Origin of the sequence: Bradyrhizobium sp. LA6.8 (assembly GCF_040547935.1) — a bacterium.
Lineage (GTDB): Bacteria > Pseudomonadota > Alphaproteobacteria > Rhizobiales > Xanthobacteraceae > Bradyrhizobium > Bradyrhizobium barranii.
The window spans coordinates 291,922-313,156 of sequence record NZ_JBEPQQ010000010.1 but is presented as its reverse complement, the minus strand read 5'-3'; the positions used below and the strand labels follow the sequence as shown (position 1 = coordinate 313,156).

General features: G+C 65.7%; 18 protein-coding genes. 14 read left to right on the top strand and 4 right to left on the bottom strand.

Annotated features, from left to right (window positions below; all coding sequences use genetic code 11):
- Positions 1–18: 18 nt before the first annotated feature.
- Positions 19–912 (bottom strand): substrate-binding domain-containing protein, encoded by an 894-nt coding sequence (locus ABIA90_RS37590; RefSeq protein ID WP_354121120.1) that lies wholly within the window; start codon positions 910–912, stop codon positions 19–21.
- Positions 913–1,238: 326 nt separating this feature from the next.
- Here ABIA90_RS37590 and ABIA90_RS37585 point away from each other — a divergent pair, with 326 nt between their 5' ends.
- Genes ABIA90_RS37585 through ABIA90_RS37570 form a run of 4 tightly spaced genes read left to right on the top strand, consistent with a single transcriptional unit; the run spans position 1,239 to position 6,389 of the window.
- Complete coding sequence (locus ABIA90_RS37585; protein WP_354121119.1) at positions 1,239–2,072, top strand: ABC transporter substrate-binding protein; 834 nt, start codon at positions 1,239–1,241, stop codon at positions 2,070–2,072.
- A 54-nt stretch (positions 2,073–2,126) separates the two neighbouring features.
- The gene (locus ABIA90_RS37580) at positions 2,127–3,245 is read left to right on the top strand and encodes a molybdopterin-binding protein (RefSeq protein WP_354121118.1); all 1,119 of its coding nucleotides are present in this window, start codon (positions 2,127–2,129) and stop codon (positions 3,243–3,245) included.
- A gap of 12 nt (positions 3,246–3,257) precedes the next feature.
- Complete coding sequence (locus ABIA90_RS37575) at positions 3,258–5,207, top strand: molybdopterin biosynthesis protein (RefSeq protein ID WP_354121117.1); 1,950 nt, start codon at positions 3,258–3,260, stop codon at positions 5,205–5,207.
- Between the two features lie 51 nt (positions 5,208–5,258).
- On the top strand, positions 5,259–6,389 hold the full coding sequence (locus ABIA90_RS37570; protein ID WP_354121116.1) for an FAD-dependent monooxygenase: 1,131 nt from the start codon (positions 5,259–5,261) through the stop codon (positions 6,387–6,389).
- A 33-nt stretch (positions 6,390–6,422) separates the two neighbouring features.
- Here ABIA90_RS37570 and mobA read toward each other — a convergent pair whose 3' ends face one another.
- Both mobA and fdhD read right to left on the bottom strand, forming a co-directional pair.
- Positions 6,423–7,058, bottom strand: coding sequence for a molybdenum cofactor guanylyltransferase MobA (mobA, locus tag ABIA90_RS37565; protein WP_354121115.1), 636 nt, complete (start codon positions 7,056–7,058; stop codon positions 6,423–6,425).
- Complete coding sequence (fdhD, locus tag ABIA90_RS37560) at positions 7,045–7,935, bottom strand: formate dehydrogenase accessory sulfurtransferase FdhD (protein WP_354121114.1); 891 nt, start codon at positions 7,933–7,935, stop codon at positions 7,045–7,047. Before fdhD ends, mobA begins: the two co-directional genes overlap by 14 nt.
- A 107-nt stretch (positions 7,936–8,042) precedes the next feature.
- Between fdhD and mobB the strand changes: the two genes are divergently transcribed.
- The 8 genes from mobB (at position 8,043) to ybaK (ending at position 17,839) form a co-directional block, all read left to right on the top strand.
- A complete protein-coding gene (gene mobB, locus ABIA90_RS37555) occupies positions 8,043–8,570 on the top strand; it encodes a molybdopterin-guanine dinucleotide biosynthesis protein B (RefSeq protein WP_354121113.1) in 528 nt (175 codons plus the stop codon).
- Between the two features lie 9 nt (positions 8,571–8,579).
- Complete coding sequence (locus ABIA90_RS37550; RefSeq protein WP_354121112.1) at positions 8,580–9,836, top strand: molybdopterin molybdotransferase MoeA; 1,257 nt, start codon at positions 8,580–8,582, stop codon at positions 9,834–9,836.
- 43 nt (positions 9,837–9,879) lie between these two features.
- Entirely contained in the window at positions 9,880–10,143 is a 264-nt protein-coding gene (locus ABIA90_RS37545; protein ID WP_014497569.1) for a sulfurtransferase TusA family protein, read from the top strand.
- Between the two features lie 319 nt (positions 10,144–10,462).
- Positions 10,463–12,118, top strand: a complete 1,656-nt coding sequence (locus ABIA90_RS37540; RefSeq protein ID WP_063985266.1) for an OFA family MFS transporter — start codon at positions 10,463–10,465, stop codon at positions 12,116–12,118.
- Positions 12,119–12,228: 110 nt separating this feature from the next.
- Positions 12,229–12,498: a hypothetical protein gene (locus ABIA90_RS37535; protein WP_354121111.1), complete on the top strand. Its 270-nt coding sequence runs from the start codon at positions 12,229–12,231 to the stop codon at positions 12,496–12,498.
- Positions 12,499–12,650: 152 nt separating this feature from the next.
- Positions 12,651–14,354, top strand: coding sequence for an NADH-ubiquinone oxidoreductase-F iron-sulfur binding region domain-containing protein (locus ABIA90_RS37530; RefSeq protein WP_354121110.1), 1,704 nt, complete (start codon positions 12,651–12,653; stop codon positions 14,352–14,354).
- Positions 14,351–17,119 carry a formate dehydrogenase subunit alpha gene (fdhF, locus tag ABIA90_RS37525; protein ID WP_354121109.1) on the top strand — a complete coding sequence of 923 codons (2,769 nt, stop codon included), beginning with the start codon at positions 14,351–14,353 and terminating at the stop codon, positions 17,117–17,119. The genes ABIA90_RS37530 and fdhF overlap by 4 nt, the downstream gene beginning before the upstream one ends.
- 246 nt (positions 17,120–17,365) lie before the next feature.
- A complete protein-coding gene (gene ybaK / locus ABIA90_RS37520; RefSeq protein WP_354121108.1) occupies positions 17,366–17,839 on the top strand; it encodes a Cys-tRNA(Pro) deacylase in 474 nt (157 codons plus the stop codon).
- Between the two features lie 10 nt (positions 17,840–17,849).
- Here the strand turns inward: ybaK and ABIA90_RS37515 are convergent, their stop codons facing one another.
- Positions 17,850–18,533: a GntR family transcriptional regulator gene (locus ABIA90_RS37515; protein WP_354121107.1), complete on the bottom strand. Its 684-nt coding sequence runs from the start codon at positions 18,531–18,533 to the stop codon at positions 17,850–17,852.
- Between the two features lie 150 nt (positions 18,534–18,683).
- Between ABIA90_RS37515 and tcuA the strand changes: the two genes are divergently transcribed.
- Positions 18,684–20,075 carry an FAD-dependent tricarballylate dehydrogenase TcuA gene (gene tcuA, locus ABIA90_RS37510; protein WP_354121106.1) on the top strand — a complete coding sequence of 464 codons (1,392 nt, stop codon included), beginning with the start codon at positions 18,684–18,686 and terminating at the stop codon, positions 20,073–20,075.
- A complete protein-coding gene (tcuB, locus tag ABIA90_RS37505; protein ID WP_354121105.1) occupies positions 20,062–21,168 on the top strand; it encodes a tricarballylate utilization 4Fe-4S protein TcuB in 1,107 nt (368 codons plus the stop codon). Before tcuA ends, tcuB begins: the two co-directional genes overlap by 14 nt.
- The last annotated feature ends 67 nt before the right edge of the window (positions 21,169–21,235 follow it).

Here is a 21,235-nt window from a genome sequence, read left to right as displayed (position 1 = left end):
TGGGGGCGGGCGTCAACGTCAGGCCGCGAAGCGGATCTGCCCCGCCGGCGAGGGATCGTAGCCGGTCAGCTCCTCGGCGCGCTGTCGCAGCCGCCTTTCGCTGAGGAACCGGATCAGGGCCTGCATCGGCGGGCGGAAATAGCTGCGTTGCCGCATTGCGAGATCAAAATTCTCCCAGACCAGCGGCACGAAATCGAGCCCGGCCGAGCGCGCCGCCGCACGCGTCGCGATTCCGCAATCGGCTTGTCCGGCGCGGACGATCTCGGCGAGATCCGGCCCGGTGAGGGCCGGCGTCTCGATCCGGCGCAGGTCGCGCGTCGAGGCGCCGGCGCGCTTCAACAGCACGTCGAGCAGCATCTGCGCGCCTGTGCCCTGTTGTCGCATCGCCATCCTGACACCGAGCGCAAGCACGTCGGAGAGGCCGCGCAGCCGTTTCGGATTGCCCGGCGGCAACACGAGACCCTGCTCGCGGCGCACGAATGCGACCAGCACCGTATCATGCAGGTCAGGCGCGTCACGCAGCGCCGTCGCACTGGCGTCGGAGGCAAGATTGCCGTCGGCCTCCAGGCCGTGGAAGTGCACCGCCACCGCCATCACCTCGTCGCGTTGCAAGCGCTCGAGCCCGCGCGCGGTGCCCTCGCTCATCGATCCCAGGCCCGAGCCGGATTCACGCAGGCTCCAGTCCAAAAGCTCGTCCTGACTGCCGCCCACGACCGGCGGCGGCTCCGCAGTCAGCATGCCGGCCGGACGCGCCAGTCCCGACAGGACCCAGAGGTCGAGCTCGTGCCGCGGGAAGAGCCACTTCCCGGTCACCTTGGTGCAGGGAATCGCGCCGGTGGTGACGAGTTCGTAGAGCTTGCGTTCGCCGAGCCGAAGGTAGTCGGCGGCTTCGCTGGTCGTCAGGAATTCCATCCTGCATTCCTATGCAAATTCTTGCTTCTTTTTGGCGTTCGACGCAGGTGGAATTCTGCATTTCAATTTACGTCCGCCAGGACCATGCCCGATCATCTCGCTGCTTTGCAACACATCCTCGCGCGCGATCTCTGCTTTGGTGAACGATCCTGAAGCACCCGCGTGGCGCGGGCCTTGTGGCCGTCGCGCTCGCAATTGCAATGGGCGCACCGCGCGAGCCGCATTGCCGAAATGTCCCGAGTGGGGAGCGCAACGCGCAAACGCGTCACGAGTGTGGCGCAATCGATCATCATCATGATCGCGTCATAGCCAATGGGAACCCGATCATGGTCGTCCGCCGCCTGTCCGCTGCACTTGCGCTTCTCTGCGGCCTCGCCGCGGGCGTGGCGGCGTCATTCGCGGAGGACCGCGCGATCGTGCTGGCCTCGACCACGGCGACACAGGAGTCCGGCCTTCTCGATCATCTGCTGCCGATCTTCCGCGAGAAGACCGGCATCGAGGTGACGGTGATCGCGCGGCGCGCCGATGAAGTGCTCGATGGCGCGCGCAGGGGCGAAGTCGACGTCGTGCTGATGCACGCACGGCCGCAGGAGGAGAAGTTTGTCGCCGACGGTTTTGGCATGAAGCGTTTTGACGTGATGTACAACGACTATGTGCTGATCGGACCGAAGAGCGATCCCGCCGCCGTGAAAGGCAAGGACATCGCCACCGCGCTGAAGGCGATCGAGGCCAAGGGCGCGCCGTTCGTGACGCGCGGCGATCGCTCGGGCACCCATGGCGCGGAGCTCGCGCTCTGGATCGTCGCCGGCATCGATATCGCCGCTGCCAAGGGCGCATGGTATCGCGAAGTCAAGCAAGGGATGGACGCAGCCCTCGACGCGGCGCGCACGGCGAACGCCTATGTGCTGTCCGACCGCGGCAGCTGGATCGCCTTCAAGGATCGCGGCGATCTCGACATCGTCGTCGAAGGCGACAAGCGGCTGCTCAATCAGTACGGCGCGATGCTGGTGAACCCGGAAAAGTTTCCGGACGTGAAGAAGGAGCTGGGGCAGACCTTCATCGACTGGCTGATTTCGCCGGAGGGGCAGGCGGCGATCGCCGGCTACAAGGTCGACGGACAGCAGCTGTTCTTCCCCAATGCGGCCAAATCCGGCGGCTGACCTTCGCATCGCCAGCGGTTGCCAAACCGGGCGATGCATGGTCCATCATGGCGCATGACCCAGCGCCTGCCGCCATCGCTGACGCCGCTCGACACTGCGCTCGCCGCGTTGCTGCGAGGCGTTGATCCGATCGCGACGATCGAGTTGCCCCTGACGGAGGCCGCCGGCTGCATCGCGGCAGGGACGCCGCTGCTTGCGGCCTGTCCGCCGCGCGACATCGCCGCTGCGGACGGCTGGGCGCTCTGCGCCAACGATATTGTCGGTGCGTCCGCCTATTCGCCGCTGCCTCTGACGACGGCGGCCGTTTGGGTCGATGCCGGCGACGCGATGCCGCCGGGATGTGATTGTGTGCTCGATGCCGACGCAGTCGAGGTGTCGGGTCCACTCGCCCAGGTGCTGGCAGAGGGCGTGCCCGGACAGGGCGTCAGGCGCGCCGGAAGCGACATCGCCGGGCGTGCGCCCGCCGTGGCGGAGGGGCATTTGATCCATCCTGCCACCCTGCTGCTCGCGCGCGCCGCCGGTGTTGAAAAGCTGAGCGTACGGCGGCCGCGGCTGCGCATCGTCAACGTGCCGGGTGCTGCCGTGACGGCGCACATGATTGCCGAGATCGCGCGCGCAGCAGGGCTGCAGGTGCAAACGCGCGAAGCTGCCGCGCGAGATGCGGCATCGATCGCGGAAGCGCTCGGCGATCTCACTTGCGATCTCACTTGCGATCTCGTCGTGGCGATCGGCGGCAGCGGCGCCGGCCGCCGGGATGCCGCGGTCAGCGCGCTGGCCCGGCATGGCGACGTGCTCGCCCACGGCCTCGCGCTCCAGCCCGGACGCACCGCCGCGGTCGGGCGGCTCGGACCGGTTCCAATCGTCGCATTGCCCGGCTCGCCCGATCATGCACTCGGGGCCTGGCTCGCGCTCGTGCTGCCGCTCGTCGATCGGCTGTCGGCGCGGCAGTTGCGCCGACGCATGACCTTGCCGCTTGCGCGAAAAATCGCATCCAGTGTCGGCATCGCCGAAATCGCCCTGCTGGCCGAGGAACATCATGCGTGGCTCCCGCTTGCGGTGGGGGAATGGCCGCTTCAGGCCATTGCCCGGGCCGATGCATGGCTGCTCGTTCCCGCCAGCCACGAGGGATTTGCGGCAGGAACGCCGGTCGATGCCTATCTGATGCGGGAGTGATATGGGTTTGGCATGACGATGATCCCGCAATCGCAAGACCGCAGCGCGCTCGAACAGGAACAGTTCCTCAAGATCCTCTCTCGCGAGGACGCGCTGGCGCGCTTTGAAGCTGCGTTGTTCCCGCGCGCGGTCCCGAGCGAGGCGCGCAAGCTTGCCGATGCGCTCGGCGCGGCGCTGGCCGAAGACATCACGGCGCCCCTCGACGTTCCGCCGTTCGACCGTTCCAACGTTGACGGTTTTGCCGTGCGCTCGGCCGATCTGGCCGCGGCCGGCGAAGGCGCGCCCGTTCGCCTTGCGCTGAACGGCGAGACCATTCACTGCGGCACCGCGCCGAAGCTGCAAGTGGCGACAGGAACCGCAACGCCGATCGCAACCGGCGGGCCGCTGCCGCGCGGCGCCGACGCCGTCGTCATGGTGGAGCACACCCAGCCAGCCGGATCCGATGCGATCGACGTCCGGCGAGCCGTCTCGCCGGGACAGTTCGTGTCCTACGCAGGCTCCGACATCGCGCGCGGCGAGGCGCTGCTGCGCGCCGGCACGATCATCGGCTCGCGCGAGATCGGCATGCTGGCGGCGTGCGGCATCGCCGAGGTGACTGTCGCGCGCAAGCTGCGTGTTGCCGTGATCTCCACCGGTGACGAATTGGTTCAACCCGGCGAGGCGCTCGCGCCGGCTGCGATCTACGACACCAACGGCGCCATCGTCGCCGCCGCGATCGACGAGAACGGCGGCGAGGCGGTGTTCCTCGGCGCCATTCCCGACGATGAGGCAAAACTCGAAGCCGCCATGCGCCGCGCGCTGGCGGACGCCGACATGCTGGTGCTCTCGGGGGGCACCTCGAAAGGCGCAGGCGACGTGTCCCATCGCATCATCGGCCGGCTCGGCCAGCCCGGCATCCTCGCGCATGGCGTTGCGCTCAAGCCCGGCAAGCCGCTGTGCCTTGCGGTGTGCGACGGCAAGCCGGTGGTGATCCTGCCGGGCTTTCCGACCTCGGCGATGTTCACCTTCCACGACATGATCGTGCCGGTGCTGCGTCGGATGGCCGGGCTGCCGCCACGCTCCGATGCCAAGGTAAGCGCGACCGTGCCGGTGCGCATCGCCTCCGAGCTCGGCCGCACCGAGTTCGTCATGGTCTCGCTGGTCGGCGGCAAGGACGGCCTGATCGCCTATCCCTCCGGCAAGGGGTCCGGTGCGATCACGTCGTTCGCGCAGGCCGACGGTTTTCTGCGCATCGACGCGCTCGCCGACCAGATGCCGGCCGGGACCGACGCCGAGGTGACGCTGTTCACGCCGCATGTGCGGGTGCCCGATCTCGTCATCGTCGGCAGCCATTGCACCGGCCTCGATCTCGTCACCGCACAGCTCGCGCATGCGGGGCTGACCGTGCGCTCGATCGCGGTCGGCAGCCTCGGCGGACTCGCGGCGGCGAAGCGGGGCGAATGCGATCTCGCGCCGATCCATCTGTTCGACGACAAGAGCGAGACCTACAACACGCCTTACCTCGTTGAGGGGCTCGAGCTCGTGCCGGGCTGGCGGCGGATGCAGGGCATCGTGTTCCGCAAGGGCGACAAACGTTTCGAGGGGCTCGGTGCGAAGGAAGCAGTTGCCGCCGCGCTCGCGGACCCCGCCTGCATCATGGTCAACCGTAACCAGGGCGCCGGCACGCGCATCCTGATCGACCGGCTGCTCGGCGGTGCGCGCCCGGAAGGTTACTGGAACCAGCCGCGCTCGCACAATGCCGTGGCTGCGGCTGTCGCGCAGCACCGTGCCGACTGGGGCATGACCATTGCGCCGGTCGCCCATGCGGTCGGTCTCGGTTTCATTCCGTTCGCGGAAGAGCATTATGATTTCGCGCTGGTGACGGCGCGCAAGCAGCGGCCGGCGGTGCAGGCTTTTCTCGATGCACTTGGTTCGACCGAAGCTAGAACGGCGTTGGAGCAGGCAGGCTTTCGGCCCGCCTAGACGACATACGACGACGCGGCGTTCAAGCCGCGCGACGGGGTGGGGGACGCGATGGCAAGGCCGCTTTCGGTTGCGATCGTCGGTGCCGGCATGGGCGGGCTTGCATCCGCCGCGGCGCTTCGGCGCGTCGGTATCGATGTGATGGTCTACGAGCAGGCCTCCCAATTCGCCCGCATCGGGGCCGGCATCCAGATCGGCTGCAACGCGATGAAGGTGTTGCGCGCCCTGGGGCTGGAGGCGCGGATGCGCCAGCACTCGTTCTATCCACGCTCCTGGAACAACCGCGACTGGAAGAGCGGCGACATCAAGTTCGACATGATTTTTGGCGAGAGCGCGGAAGAGAAGTTCGGCGCGCCCTATCTGCTGGCCCATCGCGGCGATCTCCATGCGGCGCTGGCGAGCGTGGTGTCGAACGAATTTGTGCGGCTCAATCACAAGCTCGTTGGCCTCGACGAGACCGGCGATGGTGTCCGGCTGAGCTTTGCCGATGGCACGCGTGCCATCGCCGATGCCGTGGTCGGCGCGGACGGCGTCCATTCGACGGTCCGCGATCTCCTGTTCGACACCGCGCCGGCCAAATTCACCGGCCGCATCGCCTATCGCACCACCTATCCCACCGCGCTGCTCGGCGGCGCAGGGATCGACGACTGCACCAAATGGTGGGGCGAGGACCGCCACATCGTGATCTATTACGTCAAGCCTGACCGCAGCGAGGTCTATCTCGTCACCAGCCAGCCCGAGCCGGACTTTCGCATCGAGTCCTGGTCGGCGAAGGGCGACGTGCGCGATCTGCGCGCATCATTCGAAGGCTTTCATCCGCAGGTCACTCAGGTGCTCGCCGCCTGTCCCGACGTGCACAAATGGGCGATCATGGACCGTGACGCGCTGGAGCACTGGGCCGATGGCAAGGTGACGCTGCTCGGCGATGCCTGCCATCCGATGACGCCCTACATGGCGCAAGGCGCGGCGATGGCAATCGAAGATGCCGCCGTGCTGTCGCGCTGCCTCGACGGTGTCGGCCGCGACGGCGTCGCCAATGCGTTCCGCCGCTTCGAGGCGACCCGCAAGGTGCGCACGACGCGGGTGCAGGAGACCTCGCGCGCCAACATCTGGCTCAAGGAGCGCACCGATACAAGCTGGGTTTACGGCTACGACGCCTGGGAAGTGCCGCTGGCGGCTTGAACCGTCTGCTCGTGCTTGCGCCGACGCTTCTTGTCAGGAGGCCGCATCCAGCGCGGCCAGCCGTTCGGCTTCGGCGATGTCCTCGACCGTGTTGGCGTTGAAGAACGGATCGAGCGGCGCGGCCGGCCATGTCACCGTTGCCAGCGGATAGCGCGCGGTCCAGCGGTCGATCTTGCGGAGGTCTTCGACGACCAGCGCGTGACGCAGCTCGTCGCGCAAGGCGACGCGCCACAGACCGATCACCGGATGCGACTGGTCGCCTGATGCGGCGACCGCGAGCTGTGCGTTCTCGCGCTCCCGCACCTCGTGCAATTGCGCCACGAGATCGCGCGGCAGGAACGGGCAGTCGCCTGCGGCGCTCAGCACCCATTCGATGTCAGGCCGGTTCGCCGCCGTCCAGTCGAGCGCGGCGAGAATGCCGGCGAGCGGACCGGGAAAGCCGGGTACGTCATCGGCGACAACGGCCAGGCCGAATGCCGCGAAGCGTGCGGGATCGCCGTTCGCATTGAGGATCAATCCGCTGCATTGCGGTGTCAATCGCGCGATCACGCGCTCAAGGATGGTGCGGCCGCCGATGGTCCGCATCGGCTTGTCGCCGCCACCCATGCGCCGTGCGAGGCCGCCTGCGAGCAGCACGCCCTGCGTTACCGGAAAGTCAGTCGTCACCACCTTCACCCTTGCGTTTGTGCTTCGTCGATTCCTCCTCGACGTAAGCAAGGTTCTGGTCGTAGACGATCCGCTCTTCACCCGCGAGCGCGATGAAGCGCTTACCGCGCGTGCGGCCGACCAGCGTCAGTCCGACCTGGCGAGCGAGATCGACACCCCAGGCGGTGAAGCCGGAGCGCGACACCAGGATCGGAATGCCCATCCGCACGGTCTTGATCACCATTTCCGAGGTCAGCCGTCCCGTGGTGTAGAGGATCTTGTCGGAGGCATCGACGCCGTGGCGGTACATCCAGCCCGCGATCTTGTCGACCGCGTTGTGACGGCCGACGTCCTCGGTGTAGCAGAGCGGCTCGCCCTCCTTGCACAGCACGCAGCCATGGATCGCGCCGGCCTCCAGATAAAGCGAGGGCATGGTGTTGATGGTCTGCGTCATCTGATAGAGCCAGGAGGTGCGCAGCTCGGCCTGCGGCAACGCGACGCTCTCGACCGCCTCCAGCAGGTCGCCGAACGCGGTGCCCTGCGCGCAGCCCGAGGTCTGGGTGCGCTTCTTCAGCTTGGCTTCGAAATTGGTGTGATGTGAGGTGCGCACCACCACCACCTGGAGGTCGTCGTCGTATTCGACCTCGGTGACCTCGTCATTATATTTCAGCATGTTCTGGTTGAGCAGATAGCCCAGCGCAAGATATTCCGGGTAGTCGCCGATCGTCATCATGGTGACGATCTCCTGCGAATTCAGGTAGAGCGTCAGCGGCCGTTCCATCGGCACCTTGATCTCGACCTTGGCGCCGGTCTGGTCGGTGCCGGTCACGCGCTCCGTCAGGCGCGGGTCGTCAGGGTTCGGAACGATCAGGGGCACCGGGGCTTTGTCGATCTTCATCATGGCCGCGACGTTAGCATGACATTCGGGTCAAGCCGATATAAGCATGCTCACGACGATGGAGAAGGCGGTTCCGGCCGCATGACACGGCTGGCGGAGATCGAGTTGCGATGAAAGTCATCGGCCTTGCGGGCTGGAGCGGTGCGGGCAAGACCACGCTGTTGACGCGGCTGATCCCGCATCTCAACGCGCAAGGCCTGCGCGTCTCCGTCATCAAGCATGCCCATCACCAGTTCGACGTCGATGTGCCCGGCAAGGATTCCTGGCGCCACCGCGAGGCCGGCGCGGCCGAGGTGCTGGTTGCGTCGTCGAACCGCTGGGCCCTGATGCATGAATTGCGTGGCGCCGAGGAACCGCGGCTGCCGGAGCTCCTGGGCAAGCTGTCAAGCGTCGATCTCGTCGTGGTCGAGGGCTTCAAGCGCGAGCCGCACCGCAAGATCGAGGTGCATCGCGCCGGCAACGACAAGCCGTTGCTGTTTCCCGATGATCCCGGGATTGTCGGGATTGCGACCGACATTGCCATTGAAACCCGCCTGCCGACCGTCCATCTCGATGATATCGAGGCTGCCGCGGCATTGCTGCTGCGTGCGGCGATGCCGGTCGAGGAAGCGGTGGCAAAAAGCGCCGCGATACGCTGACGAGGCACCATGGCGCAACTGTCGGACGATTGCTTTGCCTTCGGCGGACCGATGATGTCGGTCGACGAGGCCGTTGGTCTGATCACCACGCGCGTCAATGCGATCGCCGATATCGAGACCGTGGCACTCGTTGACGCCGATGGGCGCGTGCTCGCGCGTGATATCGCGGCGCCCCTGCCGCTGCCGCCCTTCACGAACTCCGCCGTCGACGGTTACGCCGTGCGCAACGCCGACCTTCCGGACAGCGCGGAACGGGCATTCCCGCTCGACGGCCGCATCCAGGCCGGCGGCCTTGCGCAGGCGCCGATCAAGGCCGGCCACACCGCGCGCATCTTCACGGGCGCGCCGATGCCGCCCGACGCCGAGACCGTCTTCATGCAGGAAGACGTCCGCCTCGATGAGGCCGGCAGAATCGTGCTGCCGCCGGGGCTGAAGCCCGGCGCCAATGTCCGCCCGGCGGGCGAGGACATTCCGCAAGGGCACGTCGCGCTGCGGGCCGGCCAGCGGCTGCGGCCGCAGCATGTCGCGCTTGCTGCAGCATTCGGCCTGACCCGGCTCGACGTCGTCAGGCGCATCCGCGTCGCCGTGTTCTCGACCGGTGACGAGCTGGCTTCGCCCGGCGAGCCGCGCGCGGCCTCACAACTGTTCGATTCCAACCGCTTCATGCTGATGGCGATGCTGCGCCGGCTCGGCTGCGAGGTCTCCGACCTCGGCATCTTGCGCGACGAACGCAATGCGCTCGCGGATGGATTGAAGCAGGTTGCAGGCAGCCACGATCTGATCCTCACCACCGGCGGCGTCTCGACCGGCGAGGAGGACCACGTCAAGGCGGCGGTCGAGAGCATCGGCTCGCTGGTGCTGTGGCGGATGGCCATCAAGCCCGGCCGTCCCGTGGCGATGGGCATCATCGGCGGCACGCCGCTGATCGGCTTGCCCGGCAATCCCGTCGCCAGTTTTGTCACCTTCGTCCACGTGGTGCGGCCGACGGTGCTGGCGCTTGCGGGCAGTCTGCCGGAGCCGCTGTTGCCGATCCCGGTGCGTGCCGCGTTCACCTACAAGAAGAAGATCGGCCGCCGCGAATATGTTCGTAGCTCGTTGCGACGCGGAGAGGACGGTGCGTTGGAAGCGGTCAAGTTTCCGCGCGAGGGCGCAGGCCTGTTGTCGTCGCTGGTCGAGACCGACGGCCTCATCGAACTCGGCGACGACATCACGCGTGTCGAGCCGGGCCAGAGCGTGGGTTTCTTGTCCTATGCGGATTTGCTCTGAGCCTCGCGTTGACGCCATCGTCTCACCCCGCCATGTTGCGCCCATGACCAGAACCACGCTCGATCTCACCGGGCTGAAATGCCCACTACCTGCGCTGAAGACGCGCAAGGCGCTCAAACCGTTACAGCCGGGCGATCAGCTCGAAGTGCACTGCACCGACCCCTTGTCGGTGATTGACATTCCGAACCTGATCCGCGAGACGGGCGACACGGTGGAGATCACCGAGCGCAACGAGGCGCGCATCGTGTTCTTGATAGAAAAGATCAATGGATCGATAGAGAAAACCAATGGTGCGCTGCGTTCGTAGTGCACGGTCACTCTGCTGATACCTACCTTTTGTCTATCGACATCAATCGTGGCTTCTGCCCCAATTGACAACCTCCGTGCAGGCGCGGAGGTTGAGTCTTGTCTGCGATACGCGGATGAACGGGCCAAGCTCACGAAGCCTGCACGGTGTATCGGCATAGAGCCCCGCTCGAGGGGTTAACGACTCGGATGCGCGTGACGATCCTGGCGCGCGTCAATGATTGTGCGGGGCAGCAGGGACCGTGGCTGCGCCGCAAGGGCTGAGGACCAGGATTGCAGCGGCAGGCTTGCTCAGAAGGGCAACTGCAGGGGAGGACTACATGGCAACAATCGAGAGCGCTGGAACACTTTCGGGTGCCGGCGCAGGTTTTCTGGATCGCGAGCGAACCATCGCGACCGCCGGCTTCAATCGCTGGCTGGTGCCGCCGGCTGCGCTCTGCATCCATCTCTGCATCGGCATGGCCTACGGCTTCTCGGTGTTCTGGCTGCCGCTGTCGCGCGCGATCGGGGTGACCGCGCCGAAGGCGTGCGCAGACATGTCGCTGTTTCAGGAGCTGTTCACGACCAGCTGCGACTGGAAGGTCGCCAGCATGGGGTGGATGTACACGCTGTTCTTCGTGTTGCTCGGTATCGCGGCTGCGGTTTGGGGCGGCTGGCTGGAGCGCGTGGGACCGCGCAAGGCCGGCTTCGTTTCGGCGCTGTGCTGGTGCGGCGGCCTCTTCCTCGGTGCGATCGGAGTCTACACCCATCAGCTCTGGCTGTTGTGGCTGGGTTCGGGCGTGATCGGCGGCATCGGTCTCGGCCTTGGCTATATCTCGCCGGTGTCGACGCTGGTGAAGTGGTTTCCGGACCGCCGCGGCATGGCGACCGGCATGGCCATCATGGGCTTCGGCGGCGGCGCCATGATCGGCGCGCCGCTGGCGAACCTGTTGATGAACTACTTCAAGACCCCGACCTCCGTCGGCGTCTGGGAGACCTTCGTCGCGATGGGCGTCATCTACTTCGTGTTCATGATGATCGGCGCGTTCCGTTATCGCTTGCCGCCGCCCGGCTGGCAGCCCGAGGGCTGGACCCCGCCGTCCAAGGCCAACGCGATGATCTCGAAGAGCAACGTCCATCTCAACGACGCGCACAAGACGCCGCAGTTCTGGCTGATCTGGTGGGTGCTGTGCCTGAACGTATCGGCCGGCATCGGCGTGATCGGCATGGCCTCGCCGATGCTCCAGGAAATCTTCGCCGGCAAGCTGATCGGCCTGCCTGACGTCGGCTTCAACGCGCTCGACGCCGGGCAGAAGGCGCAGATCGCCGCGATCGCCGCGGGCTTCGCCGGATTGCTGTCGCTGTTCAACATCGGCGGCCGCTTCTTCTGGGCATCGCTGTCGGATAAGATCGGGCGCAAGAACACCTATTACACGTTCTTCATCCTCGGCATCGTGCTCTACGCGCTGGCGCCGACGTTTGCGGCGATGGGCTCGAAGCTCCTGTTCGTGCTCGGCTTCGGCATCATCCTGTCGATGTATGGCGGCGGGTTCGCCACCGTGCCGGCCTACCTTGCCGACATGTTCGGGACCCAGTTCGTCGGCGCCATCCACGGCCGGCTGCTGACGGCGTGGTCCACCGCAGGCATCATCGGCCCAGTCGTGGTGAACTACATCCGCGAGTTCCAGCTCGCGGCGGGCGTGCCGCGCGATCAGCTCTACAACACGACCATGTACATCCTGTGCGCGATGCTGATCGCGGGCCTGATCTGCAACTACCTGATCAAGCCGGTCGATTCGAAGTGGCACATGAAGGACGCCGACGTCGCCAAGCTGCAAGCGGCGAGCGCCAGCGCCGCTGCCGCGGGACCGCACGGCTCCTACGGCATCGGATTCGGCGGGCTTGACGTCAAGGCGGCGCTGTTCTGGGCCTTCGTCGGCGTTCCCCTGCTTTGGGGTGTCTGGAAGACACTGGAGAGCGCGGTCAAGATCTTCTGATCGCCATCGAGACTGCCGCGGGATGCTGATCATCGGCGTCCCGCGGCGTTCGCCTTTTAGACATCATCGAGAGTCGGACTTAATCAAGAGTGGGACTTAGGGGGATTGAAATGCTTCGCACCCGAATTTGCCTTGTGGCCGTGTTGCTTGTCGCCGGCCTTCATGCCGCATCCGCGCAGACGACGCCGCCGGCGGCGCCTTCCGCAACGGAAGCCAAGCCGGGCAAGATCAAGCTCACCATGCAGAAGCTGAAGGACATGAAGGCGAAGTGGGCGGCCAACAAGCCGAAGCTCAAAGCCTGCCGCGCCGACGTGAAGTCCAAGGGCCTCGCTGGCGACGACCGCTGGTTCTACATCGAAGAGTGCATGAGCAAGACGTGAGGCCGCGCCACAAATCGGGTCGATGAAGGGGCATGGAGCCGGGCGGCTGCATGCCCCTTAAATGCTTATCGGAACGCATGAATTCTCTTGGCATCTGGTATGCCACAGGCTAGAGTTGGACTCGTTCTAAAGAAGAGATACGAGACGCATCGATGAGTCACGACGTGCACGAGGTCCGCTCGTTCGAACACCCGGGCGAGGGACGGAAGCGAGCCAAGGCCACGCCCAAGGGGCGGCAGGTCGATCCCACCGCCGCGCACGAGATCGAGCAGCTGCTCGGCGACAGGCCGCGGCGGCGCGACCTCCTGATCGAATATCTGCACCTGATCCAGGACAAATATCACCAGATCTCGGCCGCTCATCTCGCCGCGCTTGCCGACGAGATGAAGCTCGCCTTCGCCGAGGTGTTCGAGACCGCGACCTTCTACGCGCATTTCGACGTGGTGAAGGAAGGCGAGCCCGATATCGCGCCGCTGACGATCCGCGTTTGCGATTCTCTCACTTGCGCGATGCTGGGCGGCGAGAAGCTGCTCGCCGACCTGCAGAGCACATCGGGTCCGGGCATCCGCGTCGTGCGCGCACCCTGCGTCGGCCGCTGCGATACCGCGCCGGCGGCTGAGGTCGGTCACAACTTCGTCGATCACGCGACCGTGGCCAATGTGATGGCGGCGGCGAAGGGCGGCGACACCCACGCGCATCTGCCTGAGTACGTTGATTACGACGCCTATGTCGCCGGCGGCGGCTACAAGCTGCTCAATCGCGTGCGCTCGGGCGAGTTGCCGAAGGACGATCTGCTGAAGGCGCTCGACGACGCCTCGCTGCGCGGCCTCGGCGGCGCCGGCTTCCCCACGGGCCGGAAATGGCGCGCGGTGCTGGGCGAACCCGGCCCGCGGCTGATGGCGATCAATGGCGACGAGGGCGAGCCTGGCACGTTCAAGGACCGCGTCTATCTCGAAAGCGATCCGCATCGCTTCATCGAAGGTATGCTGCTCGGCGCGCATGTCGTGCAGGCCTCCGATGTCTACATTTATCTGCGCGACGAATATCCGGCATCGCGCGAGATCCTCGAGCGCGAGATCGCAAAGCTTCCGCCAGGCGGTCCGACGCTGCACATGCGCCGTGGCGCCGGCGCCTATATCTGCGGCGAGGAATCCTCGCTGCTCGAAAGCATCGAGGGCAAGCGCGGATTGCCCCGGCACAAGCCGCCCTATCCGTTCCAGGTCGGCCTGTTCGGCCTGCCGACGTTGATCAACAACATCGAGACGCTGTGGTGGGTGCGCGACATCGTCGAGAAGGGCGCGGACTGGTGGAAGGGCAACGGTCGCCATGAGCGTCACGGCCTGCGCAGCTTCTCGGTCTCGGGCCGCGTCAAGAACCCCGGCATGAAGCTGGCACCCGCCGGCATCACCGTGCGCGAATTGATCGACGAATATTGCGGCGGCATGGCCGACGGGCACCAGTTCTATGCGTACCTGCCGGGCGGCGCGTCGGGCGGCATCCTGCCGGCGTCCATGGACGACATCCCGCTCGATTTCGGCACGCTGGAGAAATACGGCTGCTTCATCGGCTCGGCTGCGATCGTGATCCTGTCGCAAAAGGACAGCGTGCGCGCGGCGGCGCTGAACCTGATGAAGTTCTTCGAGGACGAGAGCTGCGGCCAGTGCACGCCGTGCCGTGTCGGAACCCAGAAGGCGGCGCAACTGATGCAGAAGCCGGTCTGGAACCGCGCACTTCTGGAAGAATTGAGCCAGGCGATGCGCGATGCCTCGATCTGCGGGCTCGGACAGGCGGCATCGAATCCGCTGTCTACTGTGATCAAATATTTCCCTGACGAGTTCAAGGAAGCGGCCGAATGACCAAAATTACGTTCGAGCTCGACGGCAAGCAGGTCGAGGCCAAACCCGGCGAGACGATCTGGCAAGTTGCAAAACGCCAAGGCCGCGAGATTCCGCATCTGTGCTATTCGCCAGCGCCCGATTACCGCCCCGACGGTAATTGCCGCGCCTGCATGGTCGAGATCGAGGGCGAGCGCGTGCTCGCCGCGTCCTGCAAGCGCACGCCGTCGGTCGGCATGAAGGTGAAGACCGAGTCCGCGCGTGCGGTGTCGGCGCAAAAGTTGGTGATGGAGCTGCTCGTCGCCGACCAGCCGGCGCGCGAGACCTCGCACGATCCGGATTCGAAGTTCTGGCACTGGGCCGAGACCACAGGCGTCACCGAAAGCCGCTTCCCCGCCGCCGAGCGCTGGGCGACCGACGACAGCCATCCGGCGATGCGCGTCAATCTCGATGCCTGCATCCAGTGCGGCCTCTGCGTGCGCGCCTGCCGCGAGGTCCAGGTCAACGACGTCATCGGCATGGCGTATCGCAGCCATGGCTCGAAGATCGTGTTCGACTTCGACGATCCCATGGGCGAGTCCACCTGCGTCGCCTGCGGCGAGTGCGTGCAGGCCTGCCCGACTGGCGCGCTGATGCCGGCCGTCATGCTCGATGAGAAGCAGACCCGTGTCGTCTATGCCGACAAGAAGGTGGATTCGCTCTGCCCGTTCTGCGGCGTCGGCTGCCAGGTGACCTACGAGGTCAAGGACGAGAAGGTGATCTATGCCGAGGGGCGCGACGGCCCCGCCAATCACAATCGTCTTTGCGTCAAGGGCCGCTTCGGTTTCGACTACATCCACCATCCGCATCGTCTGACCAAGCCGCTGGTTCGGCTGCCGAATGCGAAGAAGGATTCCAACGACCAGGTCGACCCGGCCAATCCCTTCACGCATTTCCGCGAAGCGAGCTGGGAAGAAGCGCTCGACATCGCGGCCAAGGGCCTCGTCAAGATCCGAGACGGGAAGGGCGTGAAGGCGCTGGCCGGCTTCGGCTCGGCCAAGGGCTCGAACGAAGAGGCCTATCTGTTCCAGAAGCTGGTGCGCACCGGTTTTGGCTCGAACAATGTCGACCACTGCACGCGGCTCTGCCACGCCTCGTCGGTGGCGGCGCTGTTCGAAGGCCTCAGTTCGGGCGCGGTGTCGGCGCCGTTCTCGGCTGCGATGGATGCCGAAGTCATCATCGTGATCGGCGCCAATCCGTCCGTGAACCATCCGGTCGCCGCGACCTTCATCAAGAACGCGGTCAAGCAGAATGGCGCAAAGCTGTTCGTGATGGATCCGCGCCGGCAGACGCTGTCGCGCCACGCGACCAAGCATCTGCAATTCAAACCGGGCTCCGACGTCGCCATGCTGAATGCGATGATCAACACGATCATCACCGAAGGCCTGACCGACGACCAGTATATCGCCGGCTACACCGAGGGATTTGAGGACCTCAAGGAGAAGATCAAGGAATTCACGCCGGAGAAGATGGAGGCGATCTGCGGCATCCCGGCGCAAACGCTGCGCGAGGTTGCGCGCACCTATGCGCGGGCAAAGTCGTCGATCATCTTCTGGGGCATGGGCATCAGCCAGCACGTCCACGGCACCGACAATGCGCGCTGCCTGATCGCGCTGGCGCTGATCACCGGCCAGGTCGGCCGTCCCGGCACCGGCCTGCATCCGCTGCGCGGCCAGAACAACGTGCAGGGTGCCTCCGACGCCGGCCTGATCCCGATGTTCCTGCCGGATTATCAGCCGGTCAGCCGCGACGATCTGCGCGGCAATTTCGAAAAACTGTGGCAGCAGGATCTCGATCCCGTCCGCGGCCTGACCGTGGTCGAGATCATGAACGCGATCCATGCCGGCGAGATCACGGGCATGTATATCGAGGGCGAGAACCCCGCGATGTCCGATCCCGATCTCCAGCATGCGCGCCAGGCGCTCGCCATGCTCGATCATCTCGTCGTGCAGGATCTCTTCGTCACCGAGACCGCGTTCCACGCCGACGTCATCCTGCCGGCCTCGGCCTTTGCGGAAAAGGACGGCTCCTTCACCAACACCGATCGTCGCGTGCAGCTCGCGCGCCAGGTGATCAAGCCGCCGGGCGATGCACGGCAGGATCTCTGGATCATCCAGGAGATCGGCAAGCGGATGGGCCTGCCCTGGAATTATTCCGGCCCCGGCGACGTCTACACCGAGATGGCGGAGTTGATGCCCTCGCTCAAGAACATCAGCTGGGAGCGGCTGGTGCGCGAAGGTGCTGTCACCTATCCGGCCGATGATCCGAACAAGCCCGGCAACGAGATCATCTTCACCACGGGCTTCCCGACCGCGAGCGGCCGCGGCAAGATCGTGCCGGCCAAGGTCATCCCGCCGGATGAGCTGCCCGACGCCGAATATCCGATGGTGCTCTCGACCGGCCGCGTGCTCGAGCATTGGCACACCGGCTCGATGACCCGCCGCGCGCAGGTGCTCGACCAGATCGAGCCGGAAGCGGTCGCGTTCATGTCGCCGAAGGACATGCACCGGAAGAAGCTCGCGCCCGGCGATTTCATCCGGCTGGAGACCCGCCGCGGTGCGGTCGAGGTCAAGGTCCGCTCCGACCGCGATGTGCCCGAGAACATGGTGTTCATGCCGTTCTGCTACGCGGAAGCGGCGGCCAACCTGTTGACCAACCCGGCGCTTGATCCCTTCGGCAAGATCCCGGAGTTCAAGTTCTGCGCGGCCAGGGCCGAGCGCGCGGAGATGCGGGACGCGGCGGAGTAATACTGCGCCGTCGTTGGGCGGCGTAGCACCGTCAACGCCCACTGTCGTCCCGGCGAACGCCGGGACCCATACCGCGTGATCTCGCGATTTTGGACGGTCGCGGTACCGAACGACGAGTCTCCGCCAAACTCCTTCTTGTGGTTATGGGTCCCGGCGTTCGCCGGGACGACACTGAAGGTGTGGCGCGTATAGACATCCTCCTTGCCATGGCTTCGCTCCTCGCAATGACGGTGGTAAACATCGTGCATGTCCAAAGTCACCCCAGCCACGCGCGCGCTTGCAGCCGCCGGCGTTGCCTTCACAGTCCACACCTACGACTACGATCCTGACGCCGAGAGCATCGGGCTCCAGGCGGCGTCGGCCCTCGGTGAAGATCCGTCGCGCGTGCTGAAGACGCTGATGGCGCTTGTGGACGGCAAGCCGATCTGCGTGATCGTCCCGTCCGACCAGGAAGTCTCCATGAAAAAGCTCGCCGCTGCCGCGAGTGGCAAGTCGGCGCAGATGATGAAGCCGCCCGAAGCCGAGCGCGTCACCGGCTACAAGGTCGGTGGCATCAGCCCGTTCGGGCAGCGCAAACCGGTGCGCACCGTGATCGAGCAGAGCGCGCTCGCGCATGATCAGGTCTATCTCAACGGCGGCCAGCGCGGCTTGCAGGTTCGGCTGAAGCCGGGCGACGTGCGGGATGTCCTGAAAGCGGTCGTCGCGGATGTGGTCGCGTGAGCGCCGCGCGCTACTGCTTCTGCAGCAACTTGAGCCGGCAGCGCAATGCCTCGCGGATATGCGCCCTCGCAAGCTGCTCGGCCTTGTCGCCGTCGCGCGCGGCGATGGCGTCGATGATGGTCTGGTGCTCGCCGTGGCTGGTCGAGGGACGGCCCGTCACCGTGAAGGTGGTTGGGCCCAGCAGCGCGATCCAGTCCTGCAATTCGCGCGAGGCGTTGTCGAGATAGCGGTTGCGCGCGGCGCGGCAGATGGCTTCGTGGAAGGCGCGGTTGAGCCGCGCCATCTCGGCAGCGTCTGACGCCGACGCCTCGATAAAGGCCTGCTCGATATCCCTGAGCGCGTGGACTTCGGGCGCTGAGGCGTGCTCGGCGGCCAGGCGCGCTGCAGCACCTTCCATGATCTCCCGCATGGCGTAGAGCTCGAGCACCTCGGAAATGTCGAGGTCGCGCACGATCAGCCCGCGGCCGCCGGCGGGCTCGACGAAGCCGCGGGCCGCGAGACGACCAAGCGCCTCACGGACCGGCGTGCGGCTGACCTTCAACCGCTGCGCGACCTCTTCCTCGCGCAGCCGGTCGCCGGCACGGTAACTGCCGGCCTGGAGCGCCTCGCACAGCGAGCGGAACACGGCTTCGCCCAGCGCCACGCCGCCGCCGCGTGTGATCGATCCGCCTGACTTTGCCACGCGCTTGGCCATGTTCCCTCACGGCGCATCCTGCCCATGCAGAGATGGCACTTGCCGCGCCGATGTATATCTTTGTATACAAAGGTACGCAATGGCTGCCCTGGGTCGATCGGGGTCCTCGGCGGCAGAATGTCTCTAACTTCGTCGCATCGGGCAGACGGGATGAGCAGCAAATACGACGTCCTGGTGATCGGCGGCGGCAATGCGGCGCTATGCGCCGCGATCTCGGCGCGCCGCGGCGGTGCCTCGGTGCTGGTGCTGGAGGGCGCGCCAAAATTCTATCGCGGCGGCAACACCCGCCACACCCGCAACATGCGCTGCGCCCATGATGCGGCGACTGAGATCCTGACCGGTCCCTACACCGAAGAGGAATTCTGGCAAGATCTGCTGCTGGTGACGGGCGGCCAGACCGACGAGGTGCTCGCCCGGCACATGATCCGGGAGTCCAAGGATATCCTGAACTGGATCGTGGAGCAGGGCGTGCGCTGGCAACCCTCGCTCGGCGGCACGCTGAGCCTCGGCCGTACCAACTCCTTCTTTCTCGGCGGCGGCCGCGCGATGCTGAACGCGCTCTATCTGACCGCCGAGCGGCTCGGCGTCGATGTCGAGTACGACGCCGAGGTCACCGATCTCGTGATCGAGGACGGCATGTTCCTCGCCGCGCGCCTCAAGCGGCCGATCAAGGGCGAGACCGAGATCCGCGCGACGTCGCTGGTCGCCGCTGCCGGCGGGTTCGAGGCCAACATCGAATGGCTGAAGCAATATTGGGGCGAAGCCGCGGACAATTTCCTGATCCGCGGCACGCCCTATAACCGCGGATCGATCCTGAAGATGCTGCTCGACAAGGGCGTGCAGGAGGTCGGCGATCCCACCCAGTGCCATGCGGTCGCAATCGACGCCCGTGCGCCGAAATTCGACGGCGGCATCATCACCCGCCACGACTCCGTCGTGTTCGGCATCGTCGTCAACAAGCATGCCCAGCGATTCTACGACGAGGGTGAGGACATCTGGCCGAAGCGCTATGCGATCTGGGGCCGGCTGGTCGCGGCGCAGCCCGACCAGATCGCCTACATCATCTTCGATTCCACCGTCGTCACCAGCTTCATGCCGACGCTGTTCCCGCCGATCGCCGGGCAGACCGTCGCCGAGCTGGCCGGCAAGCTCGAGCTCGATCCGGCTGCGCTGGAGAAGACCGTCACCGAGTTCAACGCGGCCGTGCGGCCCGGCACCTTCGATCACACCATTCTGGACGACTGCGTGACTGAAGGTATCACGCCGCCGAAGACGCATTGGGCACGCAAAATCGAGACCCCGCCTTATCTCGCTTATCCGGTGCGGCCCGGCATCACCTTCACCTATCTCGGCACGCGCGTGACCAAGGAGGCGCGGATGCTGATGGCTGACGGCAGGCCGTCCGCCAACATGTTCGCGGCCGGCGAGATCATGGCCGGCAACGTGCTCGGCAAGGGCTATGCGGCCGGCATGGGCATGACCATCGGCAGCGTGTTCGGGCGGATCGCAGGACGGGAAGCGGCGAAACATGCACGGAACTAGGATTCTGGACGAAGCCGACCGTCTGATGACGGTCTGCAATTCCTGCCGCTACTGCGAGGGTCTTTGCGCGGTATTCCCCGCCATGGAGATGCGGCGCGCCTTCTCCGATGGAGATCTCAACTATCTCGCAAACCTCTGCCATTCCTGCGGCGCTTGCTACGTCGACTGCCAGTTTTCGCCGCCGCACGAGTTCAACGTCAACGTCCCGCAGACGCTTGCGGTCGCGCGTGCCGAGTCCTATGCGGCCTATGCCTGGCCGCAGGCGTTGTCCGGTGCCTTCGCTCGCAACGGGCTCGTCATCAGCGTCATCGCCGCGCTCAGCATGGCTGCCTTCATCCTCGGCTTTGCGGCCTTGAACGACCGCAATGTGTTGTTCGGTGTGCACACCGGCCCTGGTGCCTTCTACAAGCTGATGCCGCACAACGCGATGGCCGCATTGTTCAGCGCCGCCTTCCTCTACGCGATCCTCGCGCTGGTCATGAGCGTGCGTGCCTTCTGGCGCGACATCGGAGCTCCCATTGGCGGTCGCGCCGACGGCGGCTCGATCTTCCAGGCTGTCCGCGATGCCGGCGAGCTGCGCTATCTCCACGGTGGCGGCGTCGGCTGCTACAACGAGGACGACAAGCCGACCGACCGGCGCAAGCTTTTCCACCACCTGACGTTCTACGGTTTTCTGCTGTGCTTCGCCGCAACGTCGGTGGCGACGCTCTATCACTACCTCTGGAGCCGCGAGGCGCCGTATCCGTGGTGGGATCTGCCCGTGGTGCTGGGGACACTCGGCGGCATCGGCCTCATCGTCGGTCCGATCGGCCTGTTCGTTGCGAAAACGCGGCGTGCACCGGAACTGCTCGACGAGCAGCGCTACGGCATGGACGTCGGCTTCATCGCCATGCTGTTTCTGACCGGCTTCACCGGCATGGCACTGCTTGTCCTGCGCGAGACCGCCGCCATGGGGCCGTTGCTGGCCCTGCATCTCGGCGCAGTGTTCGCGTTGTTCATCACCATGCCCTATGGCAAGTTCGTGCACGGCATCTATCGCTTCGCGGCGCTGGTGCGTTATGCGCAGGAGCGGCGCAGCGAAGCCGGCTCTTGAGAGGCATGCGCGGCTGACGTATTTCTGGGCCGTTCGCGCACAGCGCGAATCGCTTAGGGATTCCGCG

Bases quoted from the DNA above. Each gene is read 5' to 3' on its own strand.
- ABIA90_RS37540 (WP_063985266.1), top strand. From the start codon at position 10,463: ATGGCAACAATCGAGAGCGCTGGAACACTTTCGGGTGCCGGCGCAGGT.
- fdhF (WP_354121109.1), top strand. From the start codon at position 14,351: ATGACCAAAATTACGTTCGAGCTCGACGGCAAGCAGGTCGAGGCCAAA.
- ybaK (WP_354121108.1), top strand. From the start codon at position 17,366: ATGTCCAAAGTCACCCCAGCCACGCGCGCGCTTGCAGCCGCCGGCGTT.
- ABIA90_RS37545 (WP_014497569.1), top strand. From the start codon at position 9,880: ATGACCAGAACCACGCTCGATCTCACCGGGCTGAAATGCCCACTACCT.
- ABIA90_RS37535 (WP_354121111.1), top strand. From the start codon at position 12,229: ATGCTTCGCACCCGAATTTGCCTTGTGGCCGTGTTGCTTGTCGCCGGC.
- ABIA90_RS37575 (WP_354121117.1), top strand. From the start codon at position 3,258: ATGACGATGATCCCGCAATCGCAAGACCGCAGCGCGCTCGAACAGGAA.
- ABIA90_RS37585 (WP_354121119.1), top strand. From the start codon at position 1,239: ATGGTCGTCCGCCGCCTGTCCGCTGCACTTGCGCTTCTCTGCGGCCTC.
- tcuB (WP_354121105.1), top strand. From the start codon at position 20,062: ATGCACGGAACTAGGATTCTGGACGAAGCCGACCGTCTGATGACGGTC.
- mobB (WP_354121113.1), top strand. From the start codon at position 8,043: ATGAAAGTCATCGGCCTTGCGGGCTGGAGCGGTGCGGGCAAGACCACG.
- ABIA90_RS37580 (WP_354121118.1), top strand. From the start codon at position 2,127: ATGACCCAGCGCCTGCCGCCATCGCTGACGCCGCTCGACACTGCGCTC.
- ABIA90_RS37515 (WP_354121107.1), bottom strand. From the start codon at position 18,533: ATGGCCAAGCGCGTGGCAAAGTCAGGCGGATCGATCACACGCGGCGGC.
- tcuA (WP_354121106.1), top strand. From the start codon at position 18,684: ATGAGCAGCAAATACGACGTCCTGGTGATCGGCGGCGGCAATGCGGCG.
- fdhD (WP_354121114.1), bottom strand. From the start codon at position 7,935: ATGATGAAGATCGACAAAGCCCCGGTGCCCCTGATCGTTCCGAACCCT.
- ABIA90_RS37550 (WP_354121112.1), top strand. From the start codon at position 8,580: ATGGCGCAACTGTCGGACGATTGCTTTGCCTTCGGCGGACCGATGATG.
- ABIA90_RS37530 (WP_354121110.1), top strand. From the start codon at position 12,651: ATGAGTCACGACGTGCACGAGGTCCGCTCGTTCGAACACCCGGGCGAG.
- ABIA90_RS37570 (WP_354121116.1), top strand. From the start codon at position 5,259: ATGGCAAGGCCGCTTTCGGTTGCGATCGTCGGTGCCGGCATGGGCGGG.
- ABIA90_RS37590 (WP_354121120.1), bottom strand. From the start codon at position 912: ATGGAATTCCTGACGACCAGCGAAGCCGCCGACTACCTTCGGCTCGGC.